The 14532-nt window shown below is 69.0% G+C and carries 14 protein-coding genes and 1 pseudogene; 5 read left to right on the top strand and 10 right to left on the bottom strand.

What is annotated here, in order from left to right:
• The 9 genes and pseudogenes from ACWFR4_RS15505 to ACWFR4_RS15465 form a co-directional block, all read right to left on the bottom strand.
• A pseudogene (locus tag ACWFR4_RS15505) lies at positions 1-560 on the bottom strand (RNA-guided endonuclease TnpB family protein); the annotation flags it as partial.
• A gap of 273 nt (positions 561-833) precedes the next feature.
• Positions 834-1646 (bottom strand): polysaccharide lyase family 7 protein, encoded by an 813-nt coding sequence (locus ACWFR4_RS15500; RefSeq protein WP_453652846.1) that lies wholly within the window; start codon positions 1644-1646, stop codon positions 834-836.
• Between the two features lie 71 nt (positions 1647-1717).
• The gene (locus ACWFR4_RS15495; RefSeq protein WP_453652844.1) at positions 1718-2893 is read right to left on the bottom strand and encodes a mandelate racemase/muconate lactonizing enzyme family protein; all 1176 of its coding nucleotides are present in this window, start codon (positions 2891-2893) and stop codon (positions 1718-1720) included.
• On the bottom strand, positions 2884-3867 hold the full coding sequence (locus ACWFR4_RS15490) for a D-2-hydroxyacid dehydrogenase (RefSeq protein WP_453652842.1): 984 nt from the start codon (positions 3865-3867) through the stop codon (positions 2884-2886). The genes ACWFR4_RS15495 and ACWFR4_RS15490 overlap by 10 nt, the downstream gene beginning before the upstream one ends.
• Positions 3864-4862, bottom strand: a complete 999-nt coding sequence (locus tag ACWFR4_RS15485; RefSeq protein ID WP_453652840.1) for a hydroxyacid dehydrogenase — start codon at positions 4860-4862, stop codon at positions 3864-3866. Before ACWFR4_RS15485 ends, ACWFR4_RS15490 begins: the two co-directional genes overlap by 4 nt.
• Positions 4859-6082 carry a hypothetical protein gene (locus tag ACWFR4_RS15480; protein ID WP_453652839.1) on the bottom strand — a complete coding sequence of 408 codons (1224 nt, stop codon included), beginning with the start codon at positions 6080-6082 and terminating at the stop codon, positions 4859-4861. The genes ACWFR4_RS15485 and ACWFR4_RS15480 overlap by 4 nt, the downstream gene beginning before the upstream one ends.
• 5 nt (positions 6083-6087) lie before the next feature.
• On the bottom strand, positions 6088-6945 hold the full coding sequence (locus ACWFR4_RS15475; RefSeq protein ID WP_453467240.1) for a carbohydrate ABC transporter permease: 858 nt from the start codon (positions 6943-6945) through the stop codon (positions 6088-6090).
• Positions 6945-7955, bottom strand: a complete 1011-nt coding sequence (locus ACWFR4_RS15470; RefSeq protein ID WP_453652837.1) for a carbohydrate ABC transporter permease — start codon at positions 7953-7955, stop codon at positions 6945-6947. Before ACWFR4_RS15470 ends, ACWFR4_RS15475 begins: the two co-directional genes overlap by 1 nt.
• Positions 7952-9301: an ABC transporter substrate-binding protein gene (locus ACWFR4_RS15465; RefSeq protein WP_453652835.1), complete on the bottom strand. Its 1350-nt coding sequence runs from the start codon at positions 9299-9301 to the stop codon at positions 7952-7954. The genes ACWFR4_RS15470 and ACWFR4_RS15465 overlap by 4 nt, the downstream gene beginning before the upstream one ends.
• Before the next feature lie 384 nt (positions 9302-9685).
• Between ACWFR4_RS15465 and ACWFR4_RS15460 the strand changes: the two genes are divergently transcribed.
• The 3 genes from ACWFR4_RS15460 (at position 9686) to ACWFR4_RS15450 (ending at position 12263) form a co-directional block, all read left to right on the top strand.
• Positions 9686-10501 (top strand): sugar phosphate isomerase/epimerase family protein, encoded by an 816-nt coding sequence (locus tag ACWFR4_RS15460; protein WP_453467234.1) that lies wholly within the window; start codon positions 9686-9688, stop codon positions 10499-10501.
• A 46-nt stretch (positions 10502-10547) separates the two neighbouring features.
• Complete coding sequence (locus ACWFR4_RS15455) at positions 10548-11615, top strand: LacI family DNA-binding transcriptional regulator (protein WP_453467232.1); 1068 nt, start codon at positions 10548-10550, stop codon at positions 11613-11615.
• Between the two features lie 228 nt (positions 11616-11843).
• Positions 11844-12263 (top strand): hypothetical protein, encoded by a 420-nt coding sequence (locus ACWFR4_RS15450; protein ID WP_453467229.1) that lies wholly within the window; start codon positions 11844-11846, stop codon positions 12261-12263.
• 170 nt (positions 12264-12433) lie between these two features.
• On the opposite strand, the gene ACWFR4_RS15445 is transcribed toward ACWFR4_RS15450, so the two are convergent.
• Positions 12434-12787: an ArsR/SmtB family transcription factor gene (locus tag ACWFR4_RS15445; protein ID WP_453467227.1), complete on the bottom strand. Its 354-nt coding sequence runs from the start codon at positions 12785-12787 to the stop codon at positions 12434-12436.
• Positions 12788-12900: 113 nt separating this feature from the next.
• Here ACWFR4_RS15445 and ACWFR4_RS15440 point away from each other — a divergent pair, with 113 nt between their 5' ends.
• Together ACWFR4_RS15440 and ACWFR4_RS15435 are read left to right on the top strand one after the other, a co-directional pair.
• Positions 12901-13734 (top strand): SDR family NAD(P)-dependent oxidoreductase, encoded by an 834-nt coding sequence (locus ACWFR4_RS15440; RefSeq protein WP_453652833.1) that lies wholly within the window; start codon positions 12901-12903, stop codon positions 13732-13734.
• Between the two features lie 98 nt (positions 13735-13832).
• Positions 13833-13979, top strand: coding sequence for a hypothetical protein (locus tag ACWFR4_RS15435; RefSeq protein WP_453652831.1), 147 nt, complete (start codon positions 13833-13835; stop codon positions 13977-13979).
• Positions 13980-14532: the final 553 nt, after the last annotated feature.

The raw sequence follows: 14532 nt of genomic DNA, 5'->3' as shown, positions 1-14532 counted from the left end.
GCCTCGGGCACGTCACAAGTGGCGACGAGGTAGAACACGCCGTCGCGCTCGATCAGGTCGGATTCGCCCTGCCGATGCGTCTGGAGCATCTTGAGTGCCGCCGGGGAGCACACGAATGAGACGTTCTTGACCCGGCCGTCCACAGTCCAGATGGACACGGTCTGCTGGTCGTACTGCCAGCTCAAACACCGGTCGTCATACGGCTGCGCAGCCCGGGACCGAAACGTGATCGGCTTGGACTCCGCCTTGCGGCGACGCCTAGAGCCTTCCTTGCCGAGACTCCCGGCACGGACGTTGGCCTTGAGCGTCGTGTACGAGTCGCGCACCTTCTTGATGACGTGTTGCGCGGCCTGCGCTCCCAGCCCACGAGCTTTGAGTTCGGCGTAGGTGTGCTTGCGCAGCTCATACTCACGCGGCACGCCGTGCTCGAACGCCACCTTGGACACCCGGTTCGCGGCGTCATTGACCGTGCGCAGAGTGCGCTCAAGCACGGATACCTGCACGGCATCCGGCACGAGTTTGACCTGCGTCACGAGCTTCACCAAAGTGATCGTAACCATCTATGTCACCACGCTGGGCGCCAAACCCCGATATCCGCAGGGGTCGTAGCGTCGTCTACACCCTCCACACCAACAGCATCGATCTTGTGGAGCTGTGACAGAACGTGTCTTCGTAGTCTGCGATACCCGCATCGGTGGGTGATGCTGGACTTCTTGCCGGAGGCCCAGGTGATGGGCGAGGCTCCGGTGTATGCCTTCAGGCCGCGGGCGCTGACTGCCCCGCTCGAAGCCGGGCGGTGCGCCCCCGGGGCGGGGCCCGGGGGCGCCGCCGTCTCAGGAGTGCGTCACGGTGACTTTGTACAGGGAGACTTCACCGTAATTCGAGGTGTCGCACGGCGAGGAGTTGTTGCAGTTCGCCTGCGTGTAGGCGCCGGCCTTGAAGTAGCCGCTGCCGAAGTCGGCGGCGATGGTCGCCTGGAGTGTGCCCTTGTAGTAGACGTCGACCTTCCCGTCGTGGACGACGAACTTCCCCTGGAAGCGGTCCCCCAGCTGGTAGTCGGACGTCACCAGCTTGTAGTGCGTGGTGTTGTACGACGTCACGTACAGGCTGCTGCCTTCGAGGCGGAACGACGTGACGTCGCTCGTCTCGTCGTGTATCTGGCCCGCCATGATGTGCGGCTTGTCCGCGGGCAGATGCGTGACGGCCTCGTCGACCACCATGGTGTGGGTGCCATCGGTGGACGACCAGCTGGCGTTCCCCGACCCGTCCGCGGTCATCTCGCGCAGTTCGGACCGCGGGTACCCGGTGTTGCTGGTGGTGGCGCCGTTGACGGCGGCCCGGAACCTGATCGCGTCGCAGCCCGAAGTGGTCGTGAACCAGGGGGCGTTGTCGTAGGTCGCCAGGGCGGGCTGCTTGACCTCCAGCGGTGATCCGGAGCTGTTCGGCAGGGGCAGCTGGAGCTTCCAGGCCTTGCTCAGTCCGATGGCGGAGGCCGGGGCAGGGCAGGCGGCGGCATCCGCCGGAGCGGCCGACGCGTGCTGCGCCGTGACTAGGAGGCCCGCGGCGAGTGCTGATGCGGCGAGCCAGGAGAGAGCGCGGCGCTGTGAACCGCGGCGTGAAATGCGCGTAAGTGCCTGACTGTTCATGTGCGACTCCTTGCGTCAGGGCCATGACAGACCCTCGGGGTGGGTGGCCGTACCCGTCCGCCGGGCACGGCTCAACAAGCGAGTTCTCGTACGATCCCTTCGTCGACGCCGATACCGAGGCCGGGCCCTGTCGGGACCTCGGCCACACCCTGACGCACCCGGATCCCGGGCCCGGTCGCGTAGGGACTGCTGAGGAACTGCCGGCCGTTGAGGTCGGCGGGTGCGATGAGGTCGTGGGCCGCGAACAGGTGCAGGGACGCGGCGAGGCCGATGTCGGACTCGGTGAGCCCTGACCCCATGAGCGCGATCCCGCAGTCCTCGGCCAGTTGGCACTGGCGCAGCGCCAGGGTGAGGCCCGCGCAGCGCTGCACCTTCGCCACGGCGATGCCGATGGCGCCCAGGCGCACGAACGACGCCAGGTCGGTGGGGTGCCGCAGGCTCTCGTCCACGGCGATCGGCACCGGGCTGAGGTCCCGCAGTCGGCGCAGGCCGTCGATATCGTTGGCGGGCAGCGGCTGTTCGAGTGCCGCGACGTCGAGCGGGGCGAGCCGCTGGGCGAGGCGCAGCGCGGATTCCTGGGTGCCGGCCTGGTTGGCGTCGACGATCAGCGTCGCATCGGGTGCGGCTGCGCGGACAGCGGCCACGCGGGCGACGTCCGCTCCGACGCCTCGCCCGGGTTCGAGCCCAGCCTTCACCTTGAAGTGGCGGTATCCGGCCGCTCGGCCCGCGGCCAGGGAATCGGCGACGGCACCCGCGTCGACTCCCGTGACGATCCAGCAGAGTTCGACGGTGTCGTGGCGCCGTCTGCCCCACAGCTCGCCCAGGCTCACGCCGCGCGAGCGCGCCAGGGCGTCGTGCCACGCGACGTCCAGGGCGGCGCGGGCCAGCGGCATACCCGTCGACCAGCCGCGCCGGATGGCACGGTCACAGGCCCGGACGAGGCCGTCGAGATCCCACAGCGGCAGGCCGGTGGCGGCAGGCGCCAGGTAGTGGGTCAGGGTCGAGACGATGGACTCGGTGGTCTCGTACGTCCAGGAGGGGATCGGCGTCGCCTCGCCCCATCCCGTGCTCCCGTCCGACGCGGTGACCTTGACGAGTACGCGGATCGCGGGCCGTCCCCGGGTGGTGACGCCACCGCCCGCGACGGTGAACTCCCGCAGCGTCGGCAGCGCGACGGTGAAGACCTCGATGCGTTCGACGGTGGTTGCGGTGGAGGGGCGGGTGTCGGCCTCGGGGTTCAGAACCATTGCGTCTTGTCCACTACGTTGATAAACGGCCGCCCGTCGGCGAACCGTTGGGCGTTCTCCGCGAGCACCTTGAACCTGCGCTGCGCGGCGTGCGGCCCGGCCCCCGCGACATGCGGGGTGATCAGCGCCGCGGGGTGGCGCCACAGCGGATGCTCCTCCGGGAGCGGTTCCCGCTCGAAGACGTCGAGGGCGGCGCCTCGCAGGTGCCCCGAGTCCAGTGCCGCGACGAGGTCGTCGAGGCGGACGGTGGGGCCGCGGCCGACGTTGACCAGACAGGACCCCGGCTTCATGGCGGCCAGTCGGTCGGCGTCCATCAGGCCCTCCGTGCTCGGGGTGTGCGGCACCGTCAGGATCACGAGGTCCGCCCGGCCGAGCGCCCGGTCGAGGTGGTCGGGCGGCAGCACACTGCTGAAACCGGGCGGCGCCTCGGTGACGCGGGCGTCGACGCCCTCCACGTGAGTGCCGAACGCGGCGAGCAACCGTCCCGTCTCCGCGCCGACCGCGCCCGTACCGACGACAAGCGCATGCGCCTCGGCCAGCGGCACGACAGCGCCGTCCGACCAGTCCGGTGCCCAGTGTCCTGCGGCCTGCTCCCGTACGTAGCGGGGCAGTTGCCGGGCGAGGGCCAGGACCAGTGCCACGGTGTGGTGGGCGACGTGGTCGGTGTAGGTGTCTCGCATGTTCGTGACCTGGGCCGGGTGCCGCACGAGGTCCGCGTGGTAGAAGCCGGGCGGGGGTCCCGCCTGTGGGGCCTGCAGCCAGCGCAACTGCTGGGCGGTGCCGAGGAGTTCGGGGGTGAGCGTCCCGTACGCGGCGTCGGCGCGGGCCAGCGCGGCGCGCACCGCGTCGGGGTCCTCGGGGCTCAGTACCGTGATCCCCGGAACGGTCTTGCGGAGCCGGTCGGGCCAGGCGCGGGTCTCCGCGGACAGCGGCGGCACCATGACGAGGGTGAATGCGGATATGGATGTGGTCATGCTGCGTGCTCCATCGCGGTGGCGACCACCTCGTGGCGCAGCGGGCGCCCGGCGACGTACCGGTCGAGGTCGTCGGCCATGGCCCGGCCGAGCAGCCGCCGCTCCGGGCCGAGGCTGCCGGCCAGGTGTGGGGTGACCACGACGTTGTCCAGCTCGAACAGCGGCGAGCCGGGGTCGGCGGGCTCGGGGTCGGTGACGTCGAGCACGGCGAACAGGTCGGGGCGCTCCTTGAGTACGGTCACGAGCGCGGGTTCGTCGACGAGGCCGCCGCGCGCGGTGTTGACGAGGGTGGCGTCGGGGCGCATCGAGTGCAGCAGGCGCTCGCCGACCATGCGGCGGGTCTCCGCCAGCAGCGGCGCGTGCAGACTCACCACGTCGCTCTCGGCGAACAGCCGCTCCAGCGAGGCGGGTTCGGCACCCAGGGACCGGATGTCGGCGTCGGACACGTACGGGTCGTGGGCCAGAAGCCGTACGCCGTGCCGGGTCAGGAGCCGGGCCGTGGCACGTCCGGTGGCGCCCAGGGAGACGAGTCCGACGGTGGCCCCCGCGGTGCCGAGCTCGCCGCGGCGCTCGGCCGCCGCCCGGGTGCGGCGCGCGGTGAGGACGTAGCGCCAGCCGTGCTTGAGCGCGTACAGGATCTGCGCGAGCGCGAAGTCCGCGACCCGGTCGGCGATCACGGCACCGGCGGCGGTGACCCGCACCCCGCGCGCCCAGGACTCCGCAGTCACCAGGGGGCGTACCGATCCGGCGGCGTAGAGTACGAGATCGAGCCGCGGTGCCTGGTCGAGGAGTGCGGTGTCGAGCCGGGGCGCGCCCCATCCGGTGACCAGTACGTCGATGTCGGCCAGCAGATCAGCGGTCAGCTCGGGGGCGGCGCAGTGAGGCCGCTCGATGGTCAAGTGGCGCTCGATCAGGGCGCGTTCGGCCGGTCCGTAGACGTCATCGAAGCGTGCCGGGTCCATTACGTACAGTCCGGTGCGTCGCTTGCTCGTCATGCTGCTCCCTTTGTTGTCCGTGCCGCTCGTGCTGCTTCCCGCGCGTACGCGTCGGCCTTGCGCAGCGCCTGTAGCCGAGCGGGTGAGGCCAGGCCTGCGTGGTAGTAGCGGATCTGGTGGGCGCCCGCGTCCAGGAGCCGCGCCACCCGTCCGGCGACGCGGGCAGGGTGCTCCTCCAGTACGGATACGTTCGCGATGACGGGCCGGTCGGTGGCCCGTACCGCCGCCTGGATGCGGGCCACCGACCGGTGTTCGTCGTCCCAGCACTTGAGGACGAGGGCGTCGGCGCGGCCCTGGAACCGGCCGAGGTCGAGCCCGACGTCCGGGCCTGTGGCCCCCGGGTCGCCGTCCGCCATCAGCAGCAGCTCCCGGCCCGGCGCCACGGCGGCCACGTTCCGCGTCAACTGCTCGATCACGGACTGTCGGTGGCGCAGGAGCGCGCCGGCCGCCTGGTCGCCGAGGGCCTCGTGCAGGGTGCCCGGCACGCGTGCGCCGCCGCGCAGCTCCGTGTCGACGGTGCGGCGCACGGCTTGCGCGAGGCCCTCGGGGTCCGCTCCGGCGGCCGCGATGCCGGTGCGGCAGGCGGGGCACAGGCACGCCGAAAGCAGATCGCGCGCCGCCCGGGTCAGATCGGCGCCCGCCGTCTTCTCGTGGTGGCTGCCGTGCTCGAAGCCGAGCCAGCCGCAGGCCTCCAGCATCAGCGTGGGGACCTCGGCGGTTTCGTAGCGTGCGCAGAAGGAGCCGACCAACTGTGTCGCGTACGCCGCCACTTCCGGCTGTGCTGGGCACAGCGCGTACCCGTACTGCTCGTCGAATGCGTTGCGTACCGTCAGGTCGGGCGCCTGCTCGCCCAGCGCGGTGCCGTGTGTGAGCACCAGCCAGGCCTCGACCCGCAGTCCTTGGCCGCGCAGGGCCGTGGCCGCGGTGCCGAACCGGTCGGGGACGTCGACGGCCCAGCCCGGTGCGGGCGGCCGCAGCCGCGTGCCGTGCCAGGGGCCCGGGTCGAGCGGGAAGTAGGTCGCGGAGTGCGTGGCGTGCACGGTGCGGTGGACGGGGTGGTACGGGGTCATGGCGCGCGCCGAGTGGTACGCGGCCTGTAGGACGACGGAGCCCACGCCGAGTGCGGCGATGCGTTCGGCCGCGCCGGGATCGCCCACGAGGTCCCAGGTGTAGGCGAAGGCGCCGCTGAGGTCGGTGGCGCCCGGCCGCGTGGCTGTCACGGGGTTCACTCCTTGGTCGCGCCGGCGAGGCCGCGCACGAAGTAGCTCTGGAAGAAGACGAAGACGAACAGCATCGGGATGACGGACAAGGTCATTCCGGCGGCGAAGCCCGTCCAGTCCACGGAGTGTTCGCCCTTGAAGGACAGCATTCCGACGGCCAGGTTCTGCAGGTCGGGCTGGCCGAGGGTGAAGACCAGTGGGATGTTGAATTCGTTCCAGTTGCTGATGAACTGGAAGATGACGACCACCGCGATGACGGGCTTCGCCAGCGGCAGGACCAGCCGGAATGTGCGCAGGAATCCGGCGCCGTCGAGCTTCGCCGCGTCGAAGAGGTCCTTCGGCACGCCCGAGAAGAAGCCGATGAAGAGCAGGACGTAGAGGGCGCCCGCCGCACCGGACATGGCGAGGATGACGCCGGCCCGTGTGTTCAGCAGCCCGAGGTTGTCCACCAGCACGAACTGGGGGATCACGATGGAGGCCACCGGGACGAACAGCGTGGCCACGATCATCCGGTGCAGCAGCTTGCGGCCCGGGAAGTCGTAGCGGGCCAGGACGTATCCGCACAGCGCCGACTTGAAGAGCTCGATGAGGGTGGACACGACTGCGTACACGACCGTGTTGAAGAAGTACTTCGAGAACCCGGCGTCCACCCAGGCGCGTTGGAAGTTGTCGAAGTTCCACTGGTCGGGGATGAGGCTCGCGCCGCCGGTGAACAGGCCCGACTGGGTCTTGAACGCCCCGGTGACGATCCAGAGGAAGGGGTAGATCCAGACCAGGCCCACCACGATCAGCAGGGGCAGCGCGATGAGGTTGGCGCGCGTGGGTCGGGAGAGTGTGCGACGGGAGAGTGCGCGGCGGGGCATCAGACTCCGTACTCCTTCCGCGACTTCTGTGCTCGGCGCACGAAGTAGCCCTGGCTCATGACGAGGAGGAACGCCATGACGGAGAACAGCAGGGCGGCCGCCGACGCGTAGCCGTAGGCGAAGGGCATGGATCCGAAGGCCTGCTTGTAGATGAAGTACGAGACCACGTAGGTGTTGGTGCCGGGGCCGCCGCCGGTGAGGGTGACGACGAGGCCGAACACGTGCATCGCGTTGACCAGGGCCAGCATCACGATGACCACGGCGACCGGGCGGATCATCGGGAGCGTGATCCGGGTGAGCTTCTGCCACTCGCTGGCGCCGTCGAGGGCTGCGGCTTCGTACAACTCCTCGGGCACGTTCTGCAGCGCCGCCATCCAATAGATCATGTACTGCCCGAAGACCTGCCAGACAGAGATGAGGACGAGGGCCGCCATCGCCGTCCAGCGGTTGGCGAAGACGTCGGTCGTGCCGTCGGTCAGGCCGAGTTTGTGAAGGGCGGAGTTGAGAGCGCCGTTCGACGGGTTGAGCAGATAGGTGAAGACCAGGCCGGCCATGGCCACGGGGATGATCAGCGGCGCGAAGAAGACGGTCCGCAGAGCCTTCTTCGCCCGTAGCCACTTCCTCGTCATCACCAGAGCGGCGAGGAGGGACAGCGGCAGCTTGACCACGGTCGTGCCGAGGGCGAACAGCAGTGTGTTGACGACGGCCTGCCAGAAGAGCGGGTCGCTCAGGATGCGCTGGTAGTTGCCGCCGCCGACGTAGGTGTCGAGAGGGCCGGTGCCCGACCAGTCGAAGAACGAGTAGTAGACCGTCGCGGCCAGCGGCCAGAGGGTGAACCCCAGGTACAGGACGAGGAAGGGAACGAGGAAAGCGGCCACCCACAGACGCTCGCGTCCCTTGGCGCGTTCACGGTTGTCGTCCTGCGGTGCCGATGGCCGGAGGCGGCGCGCTGTCCTGTCGGGGCGGGATGCGGTGGTGTCGCGCGGCAACCGCGTTTGTACGGCGCTCACTTGGCCGCCTTGTAGTCGGCCGTGTAGGACCAGTTCGGGAACGTGAAGCAGTCGAGGGAGACCTTCAGTCCCTGCGCGGCCTCCTTCTTGAGCTGGGCCGTCAGGGTCTTCTGGCGTTGCGCGACGATCCGCGCGGCCTCCGGCTTCAGCGAATTGTTGCCGCTGAGCGCGCCGGCCATCGCCTCGTACTCCCAAGTGGGCCGCTCGCCGATGGCCTTGACGTATGCCGTGGACTTCACCAGGTCGGGGCACTTGGTGACGGGCAGCGGCAGCTTGACCCGGTAGCCGGGCGTGCCGGCGATCCGCATGATCTGGCGCATCGCCGGATCCTTGATGTACTTGGCGTTGTCCGCGAAGGCCAGCGTCCCGAAGCCTTCCTTCAGGTACTCCTTGGCGAAGTAACCGTCGGGCTGGGTCATCCAGTTGAGGAAGGTCCAGGCGGCCTTCGACTGCTTGGACTGGGCGCTCACCCAGTACTTGTTGCCGTCGGGCTGGCTCCACAGAGCGCCCTTGGACCCGGAGTCGGGCACGGGGTGGGCGGAGACCGAGTAGCCCGAGGAGTCGAGGCCGAGGGTCTTGAGCACCGAGGGGAGCCAGGTGCCGTCCATCGTGATCCCGGCCTGGCCGGTGGCGAACTGCTGTCGGGTGAAGTTCTTGTCGTTGTTGCCGGGCGCCAGGTAGCCGTCCTTCTTGAGCTCCTGGATGAACGCGAACACCTTCTGCGCCTGCGGTTCGGCCAGCGAGAACGTGCCCTTCTTGTAGTCGAAGAACCAGTCGTTGACGGTGTATTCGCCGGCGGCGAGGGCGTAGAAGGTGCGCTGGAGGTCGACGTCCTTGGTCGGCGCGGCGATGCAGTACGCCTTCGTCTTCTCCTTGATCGTCGCGCAGGCGCTCTTCAGCTCGGACCAGGTCGTGGGCGGCTTCGCGGTGTCGAGCCCGGCCTGTTCGAAGACCTTCTTGTTGAGGAACATGTAGCCGGGGCCCCAGTACGTGCTCTCGGACAGCGGGAACCCGTAGGTCCTTCCCTCGAGTTGGTTGACGCCGTCGACGAACGAACCCGCGGGCCACCGCTTGGTGAAGTTCGCGGGCAGCGCGGCTCCCCCGTTGAGCGGCTGTATCCACTTCTGTTCGAGCAGCTGCGACATCGCAAGCGGTCCGTTGTCGCTCCAATAGAAGACATCCGGACCCTGCTTGCTCTGGAAGGCCAGCGGGAGGGTGCGCTTGTACTCGTCTTGGGCGATCGACTGCCACTGCACGGTGATGTCGGGGTGCTGCCGGTGGAACTCCGTGGCGGCCTTCTTGTGGAAGTCCGTCTGCTCGGCCGAGTAGTCCCAGACCTTGAGCACGGTGCCGGAGGATCCACCGGATCCCCCGCCGCACGCCGCCAGCAGCGGCACCACCAACAGGGCAGCCGTCGCCAGCCTTCCGATCCCGCATCCTCCACGCCTGTGTGCTGTCCCCATCGTCGGTTCCTGCTCTCGTTGAGATCTCGTTGAGACGGCGGCCCGAGCGGCTTGCGGCTCCTCGGGGCTGAAGCGCGGATGACGCTAGGGCGCGGGAAGAGACTGAGCAAGCGTTTTCACAGAGAGTATTTCGTGAACGATCCGGACCACTGCCTCAAGTACCGCCTCTGACCTGCTAGTTAGTGAGATCGATCCGCCCTGGAAGAATCCATGGGCTAGGTTGAGGGAACGCTTTCACAACTTGTCGCTGCCGGAAGGGAGTACGCCGTGCGCGTCCTCGTCCTCACCAAGCCCTTCGGTGCCCTGCCGCCCGAGGAACTTGCCGCACAGCTGGCGGAGGCCGGCGCCGACGGCGCGGACCTGCTCGTCAGAGAGGGGCAGACCGTCACCCCGCAGACGTCGTCGCGTATCGGCGACGCCGCTCGCGCGCTGCGCCGCGCCGGGCTCGAACTCGGCCTCGTCAGCACCGACCTGGTCGCCGCGGACCGTACGGCGGATCGCGTCCTCGGACACTGCGCCGAGGCGGGTGTACCCCTGGTGCGCGTGGGTTTCTATCGCTACGACGCCGAGATCGGCTACGCCGTCGGCCTGGACCGGGCCCGGCGTGACCTCGCGGAACTCGCCGCGCTCGCCGGCCGCCACGGGGTCCGGCTCGTGCTAGCGCTGCACCACGGCACCCTGCACCCCTCGGCCGCGCACGCGCTGCGCCTCCTGGCCGACACCGAGGATGTCCTCGTCCACCCCGACCCGGGGAACCAGGCCAAGGAGGGTAGTGAGGACTGGCGCCTCACCGTCGACGCTCTCGGCGGTCCTGACCTGGTGGGCTGCGTGGGCGTGAAGAACGCCGTGTGGGAGCCGGGCACGGCACCCGGCTCCTGGAACTGCGCATGGCAGCCGCTCGCCGACGGCGGCGTCGTGCCGTGGCCCACCGTGCTGCCCGGCCTCACCGGACTCGGCTACCAGGGACCGCTGTCTCTACATGTCCACTACCGGACCGGCGACCCTTTCGCGTCGGTGCGCCGGGACCTCGCGTACCTGCGCGGACTGCTGCTTGAACCGGGGACCGGACAGCGGGGACGCTGAGCGAGGGGCTACGTTGGCCGACACGCACAGGGATCGGGGAGCAGGGTTGACGACTTCGAGAGCATCGGACGCGACGGGCAGGAAGTCGGACACCACCGGCAGGAAGGGCGCCGCGGGCCGGCGCCGGGTGACCATCACCGATGTCGGCACGGCAGCGGGGGTCTCCACCTCCACCGTCTCCCGCGTCCTCAACGGCACGGCCCGAGTCGACCCCGACCTGGTGGCCCGCGTCCAGGGCGCGGTCGCCGAACTCGGCTACCGGCCCAACGCCGCCGCGCGGGGCCTGGCCCGAGGTGAGACCGACGCCGTCGGTGTGCTCGTGCCCGACCTCTCCAACCCCTACTTCCCCGATCTGCTCAAGGCCGTCTCCGCCGTGGCCCGTTCGCACGGGCGGCGGGTCATGGTGATGGAGTCGGACGAGGACCCGGCGAGCGAGCACGAGCTGGCCGAGGACCTGATGCGCTGCTGCGACGGAGTGCTGCTGTGCTCGCCGCGCATGGACCGAGCCGCGCTCGTCGACCTGCCGATGCGCGACCACCCGGTGGTACTGGTCAACCGGATCGTGCCCGGCCTGAGCGTCCCCTCGGTCTCCGTCGACTTCTACGGCGGGATGACCCTGGCCTGCGGGCACCTCACCCAGCTCGGCCACCGCCGGGTGGCCTACCTGAGCGGGCCCGAGGCGTCCTGGGCCAATGCCGAACGCATCCGGGCCTTCGACGCCGCGGCCGCGTTCGGCCTCGACGTCACCGTCATCCCCTGCGGCCACACGGCGAAGCACGGATATGCGGCCGCCGATGGTGTGCGGGCCGCCGGAGTCACCGCGGTCGTCGCCTACAACGATCTCGTGGCGCTCGGCGCGCTCACCGCCCTGGAGGAGTCGGGCCTGCGCGTCCCCGAGGACATGTCGGTGATCGGCTGCGACGACATCTCCCTGGACGACCTGCCCAGCTCGCGCCGGCTCACCACTGCCTCGCTGGCCCGCCACGAACTGGGCCGGCAGGCCACCGAGATGCTGGAGGCGTTGATGGCCGACGGAGGCGACAGCGAGGAGCCCCGGTACATCCCGATGGAACTCCTCGTCCGCGGGACCAGCGCGCCGCCCGCGCGAGGATAGGGATGCCGGCTGCCGCCTTTCCGGGCCGGACTTCGGCCCCGGTGTTGTCTCGTTCGCTGACCGGGCCCATCTCGTCGGCCGGTTCGATGTGTTGATGCTTGGCGTGCTGGCAGATCTGCCCGACGAGCGCCGATTGCCCATCTTCGAACCTGAAAGAGTCATGTTCTCGCACCCGTTGATCCAGCCCCTGCGAGCAGGGGCCACCAACCGCAGCGCTAGCGTTGCTGCGTGGGCGACTTCTACGAACTCCAGCTGGCCCTGGATCTCCCGGATTCCGAAGAGCTGGGTCTGCTCCGGTGGCACCTGGGCGAGACACCAGAAAACAAGGAACCGGACGGCGATGAGGAGTATCCACTACTGACCGGCACAGGCCCCGCGCAGCGCATCGGTGGGGCGCTGGTCGGCATGCTCCAGCGCGGACCTCGAGGCTGTTCCTTGCTGGCACGTCAGGAGGTGCACCCCGACGACTTCGCACGCCTGCGGCATCTCCTGAAGTGGCTCGCTGCACGGACAACAACCGTGGGCACCATTGGTTATGTGCGCTTCTTCGAAGACCACATCCCCGACGTACTCGTCGTCGAATCCGGAACCGTTCGTCAGGTCCCCCTCGAACTGGCCCCGAGAGCCGAGGAACTCCTCCCGGACTGAGGTTCCAAGCTGGGCTCTGAATGGCTGGGTGGAGGAGCTGAGATCTCCTGGACGGTTGTTCGCCGCGAAGGGGGAAGCCATCACTCCGGCCACCAGAGCGAGCTCGGTGCCCTCAGGGCGCTGCCCTTCTGTTCCGGATGGTGTGGTCCGCTCCTGCTGTCGGTGACGTCTCAGGCCTGAGGTGGGTGGGGCGGCGCGCCTTCTGCGAGAACGAGTGCCAGCAATCCAGGAAACCGCGCGTCGAACTCGGGCCGGCGAAGCCGGTTGAGCCTGCGTGTCCCCTTGTCCACCTGTTCCAGAAGTCCGGCGGCGCGTAGTACCGCGAAGTGGTGGCTCGCGGTCGCTTTCGAGACCGGTAGGTCGAATGTTCCGCAGGCCCGGCTGAAGTCCGGTTCACCGGCGCATTCCCGCAGGATCGAGCGCCGTACCGGGTCGGAGAGGGCATCGAGTGCGTCCTGCAGGCTCACCTCTGTCGGGTCGGCATGAACCAGGCTTCTGGTGCGGCGCGTGAGCGGCTCGGCCATGGCGGTCCCTTCCTCGGCTTGACATGTTCGATGGCCATCGTACAGTGGTGAGTGTTCGATCCATGTCTAACTTAGTGAGGCCGGCCATGTCAGCGTCGATCATCGGGCCGCAAGTGGCGGTGGTCACCGGAGCCAGCCGAGGAGCCGGCAAGGGCATCGCCCTCGCACTCGGACAGTCGGGCGCGACGGTCTACGTGACGGGACGCAGCCGGCAGTCGTCCGACTCGCCGTACGGAGGCACGATCGCGGAGACTGCTGCGCTCGTCGACGAAGCCGGCGGCAAAGGCATCGCGGTGGCCGTCGACCACTCCGACGACGAAGCCGTGGCGGAACTGTTCGCCCGGATAGGACGCGATCACGGCCGCCTCGACATCCTGGTCAACAATGCGGCCCAGGTGGTCAACGCCGCCCCTCCCGGAAGGTTCTGGGAACAGCCGCTGAATGCGGCTGACCTCATAACGGTCGGCCTGCGATCGCACTACGTCGCAAGCTTCCATGCCGCACCCCTGCTGATCGCCAATGGCCGAGGACTGATCGTCAATACAGGTCATTACGGTGCTGTGGCCTACCACCTAGGACCCGCCTACGGCGCCCAGAAGGCCGGCGCCGACAAGATGGCCGCCGACATGGCCAAGGACCTGCGCCCCCACAACGTCGCCGCCGTCTCCATCTGGATGGGCGGACTAGACACCGAGCGCGCACGAGTGCACTTCGCAGCGCTGCCCGCTGAGGCCAGACCGACCGGCAGGCGCGAATCCCCGCAGTTCACCGGTCGGGTGATAGCAGCCCTCTATGCGGCCGATGATCTCATGCAACTCTCCGGCAGGGCACTGATCGGCGCTGAACTGGGCGCGCACCTCGGTATCACCGACATCGACGGCAGCGCCCCACTCTCCCTGCGGTACACCCTGGGCGGACCACCCGAACTCCACCACAGCCTGTACTGACATCTCTCGACTGCCTCCAGCCGGCATGTGTCGACGAAGCCGGGACATTTGGAGTGGGCGCCAGCCTCGTCTTCGTCGCGGGACTGACCCGCTAGAGGATGCGCATCGCGCGCCAAGCCGCTGTCCTGCTCCTGAGCGCCGGGCTGCTGCTCTCCGGTTGCTCGTCCTCGTCCGGCAACCGGGGTGATGAGGGGTATACCGGCCCCACTCTGCCGGCCCGCGCCGTCGCGAAGGGCAAGTGGTAGGTAGGGCCGGCGGAACCCAGGCAGCACAAGTCGTATCCGTACGACATCTGTACACGCTGCGGCATCAAGTGGGCTAAGTTCGGCGGCCGTTGGTGGGTCCTGGACTCCGTATTCCCCGGGGTCCAGCAGGTCAAGGGGGGAGGTGCCCTCGCACGACAGCCAGAGGCTTGCCGGCTACATGACTCTGATCGGCCCGGCCGCTGCCAACTTCGACGCCGCCGGGATGCCCACGATGCAATTCGTACCGACCGAGGAGGAACCGCCCGGCTGCGCCTAGCCCGGCCGCTGGCGAGCAGGTCGCTCTGAGTCGCGGCGATGTCGGCCGCGTACATCGGCCACGCCGAGTCCGCGTACCGGGCGTAGAGCCGAGGCGGTGGGCAACGGGGGCTCACCTTCCTGCGCCCGCTGCTCGACCTCGTTCTCACCTTCCACCACGCCGTCCGGGGCGAATACGACCAGGTCGACGCTGACCTCGCGGGCCTCGACCAGCTCAGCACCGCCGGCGACCACACCTACTACGCGGACCTCACGCGCTTCATGGACGCCCGCCCGA

This window comes from Streptomyces sp. NPDC055140, assembly GCF_053607285.1.
The sequence above is the reverse complement of the archived record's forward strand: the minus strand, read 5'-3'. Positions and strand labels throughout refer to the sequence as shown.

What these genes read in the sequence shown, in the direction of transcription:
- ACWFR4_RS15500 (WP_453652846.1), bottom strand. Translation starts at nt 1,646, where the DNA reads ATGAACAGTCAGGCACTTACGCGCATTTCACGCCGCGGTTCACAGCGC.
- ACWFR4_RS15495 (WP_453652844.1), bottom strand. Translation starts at nt 2,893, where the DNA reads ATGGTTCTGAACCCCGAGGCCGACACCCGCCCCTCCACCGCAACCACC.
- ACWFR4_RS15490 (WP_453652842.1), bottom strand. Translation starts at nt 3,867, where the DNA reads ATGACCACATCCATATCCGCATTCACCCTCGTCATGGTGCCGCCGCTG.
- ACWFR4_RS15485 (WP_453652840.1), bottom strand. Translation starts at nt 4,862, where the DNA reads ATGACGAGCAAGCGACGCACCGGACTGTACGTAATGGACCCGGCACGC.
- ACWFR4_RS15475 (WP_453467240.1), bottom strand. Translation starts at nt 6,945, where the DNA reads ATGCCCCGCCGCGCACTCTCCCGTCGCACACTCTCCCGACCCACGCGC.
- ACWFR4_RS15445 (WP_453467227.1), bottom strand. Translation starts at nt 12,787, where the DNA reads ATGGCCGAGCCGCTCACGCGCCGCACCAGAAGCCTGGTTCATGCCGAC.
- ACWFR4_RS15435 (WP_453652831.1), top strand. Translation starts at nt 13,833, where the DNA reads ATGCGCATCGCGCGCCAAGCCGCTGTCCTGCTCCTGAGCGCCGGGCTG.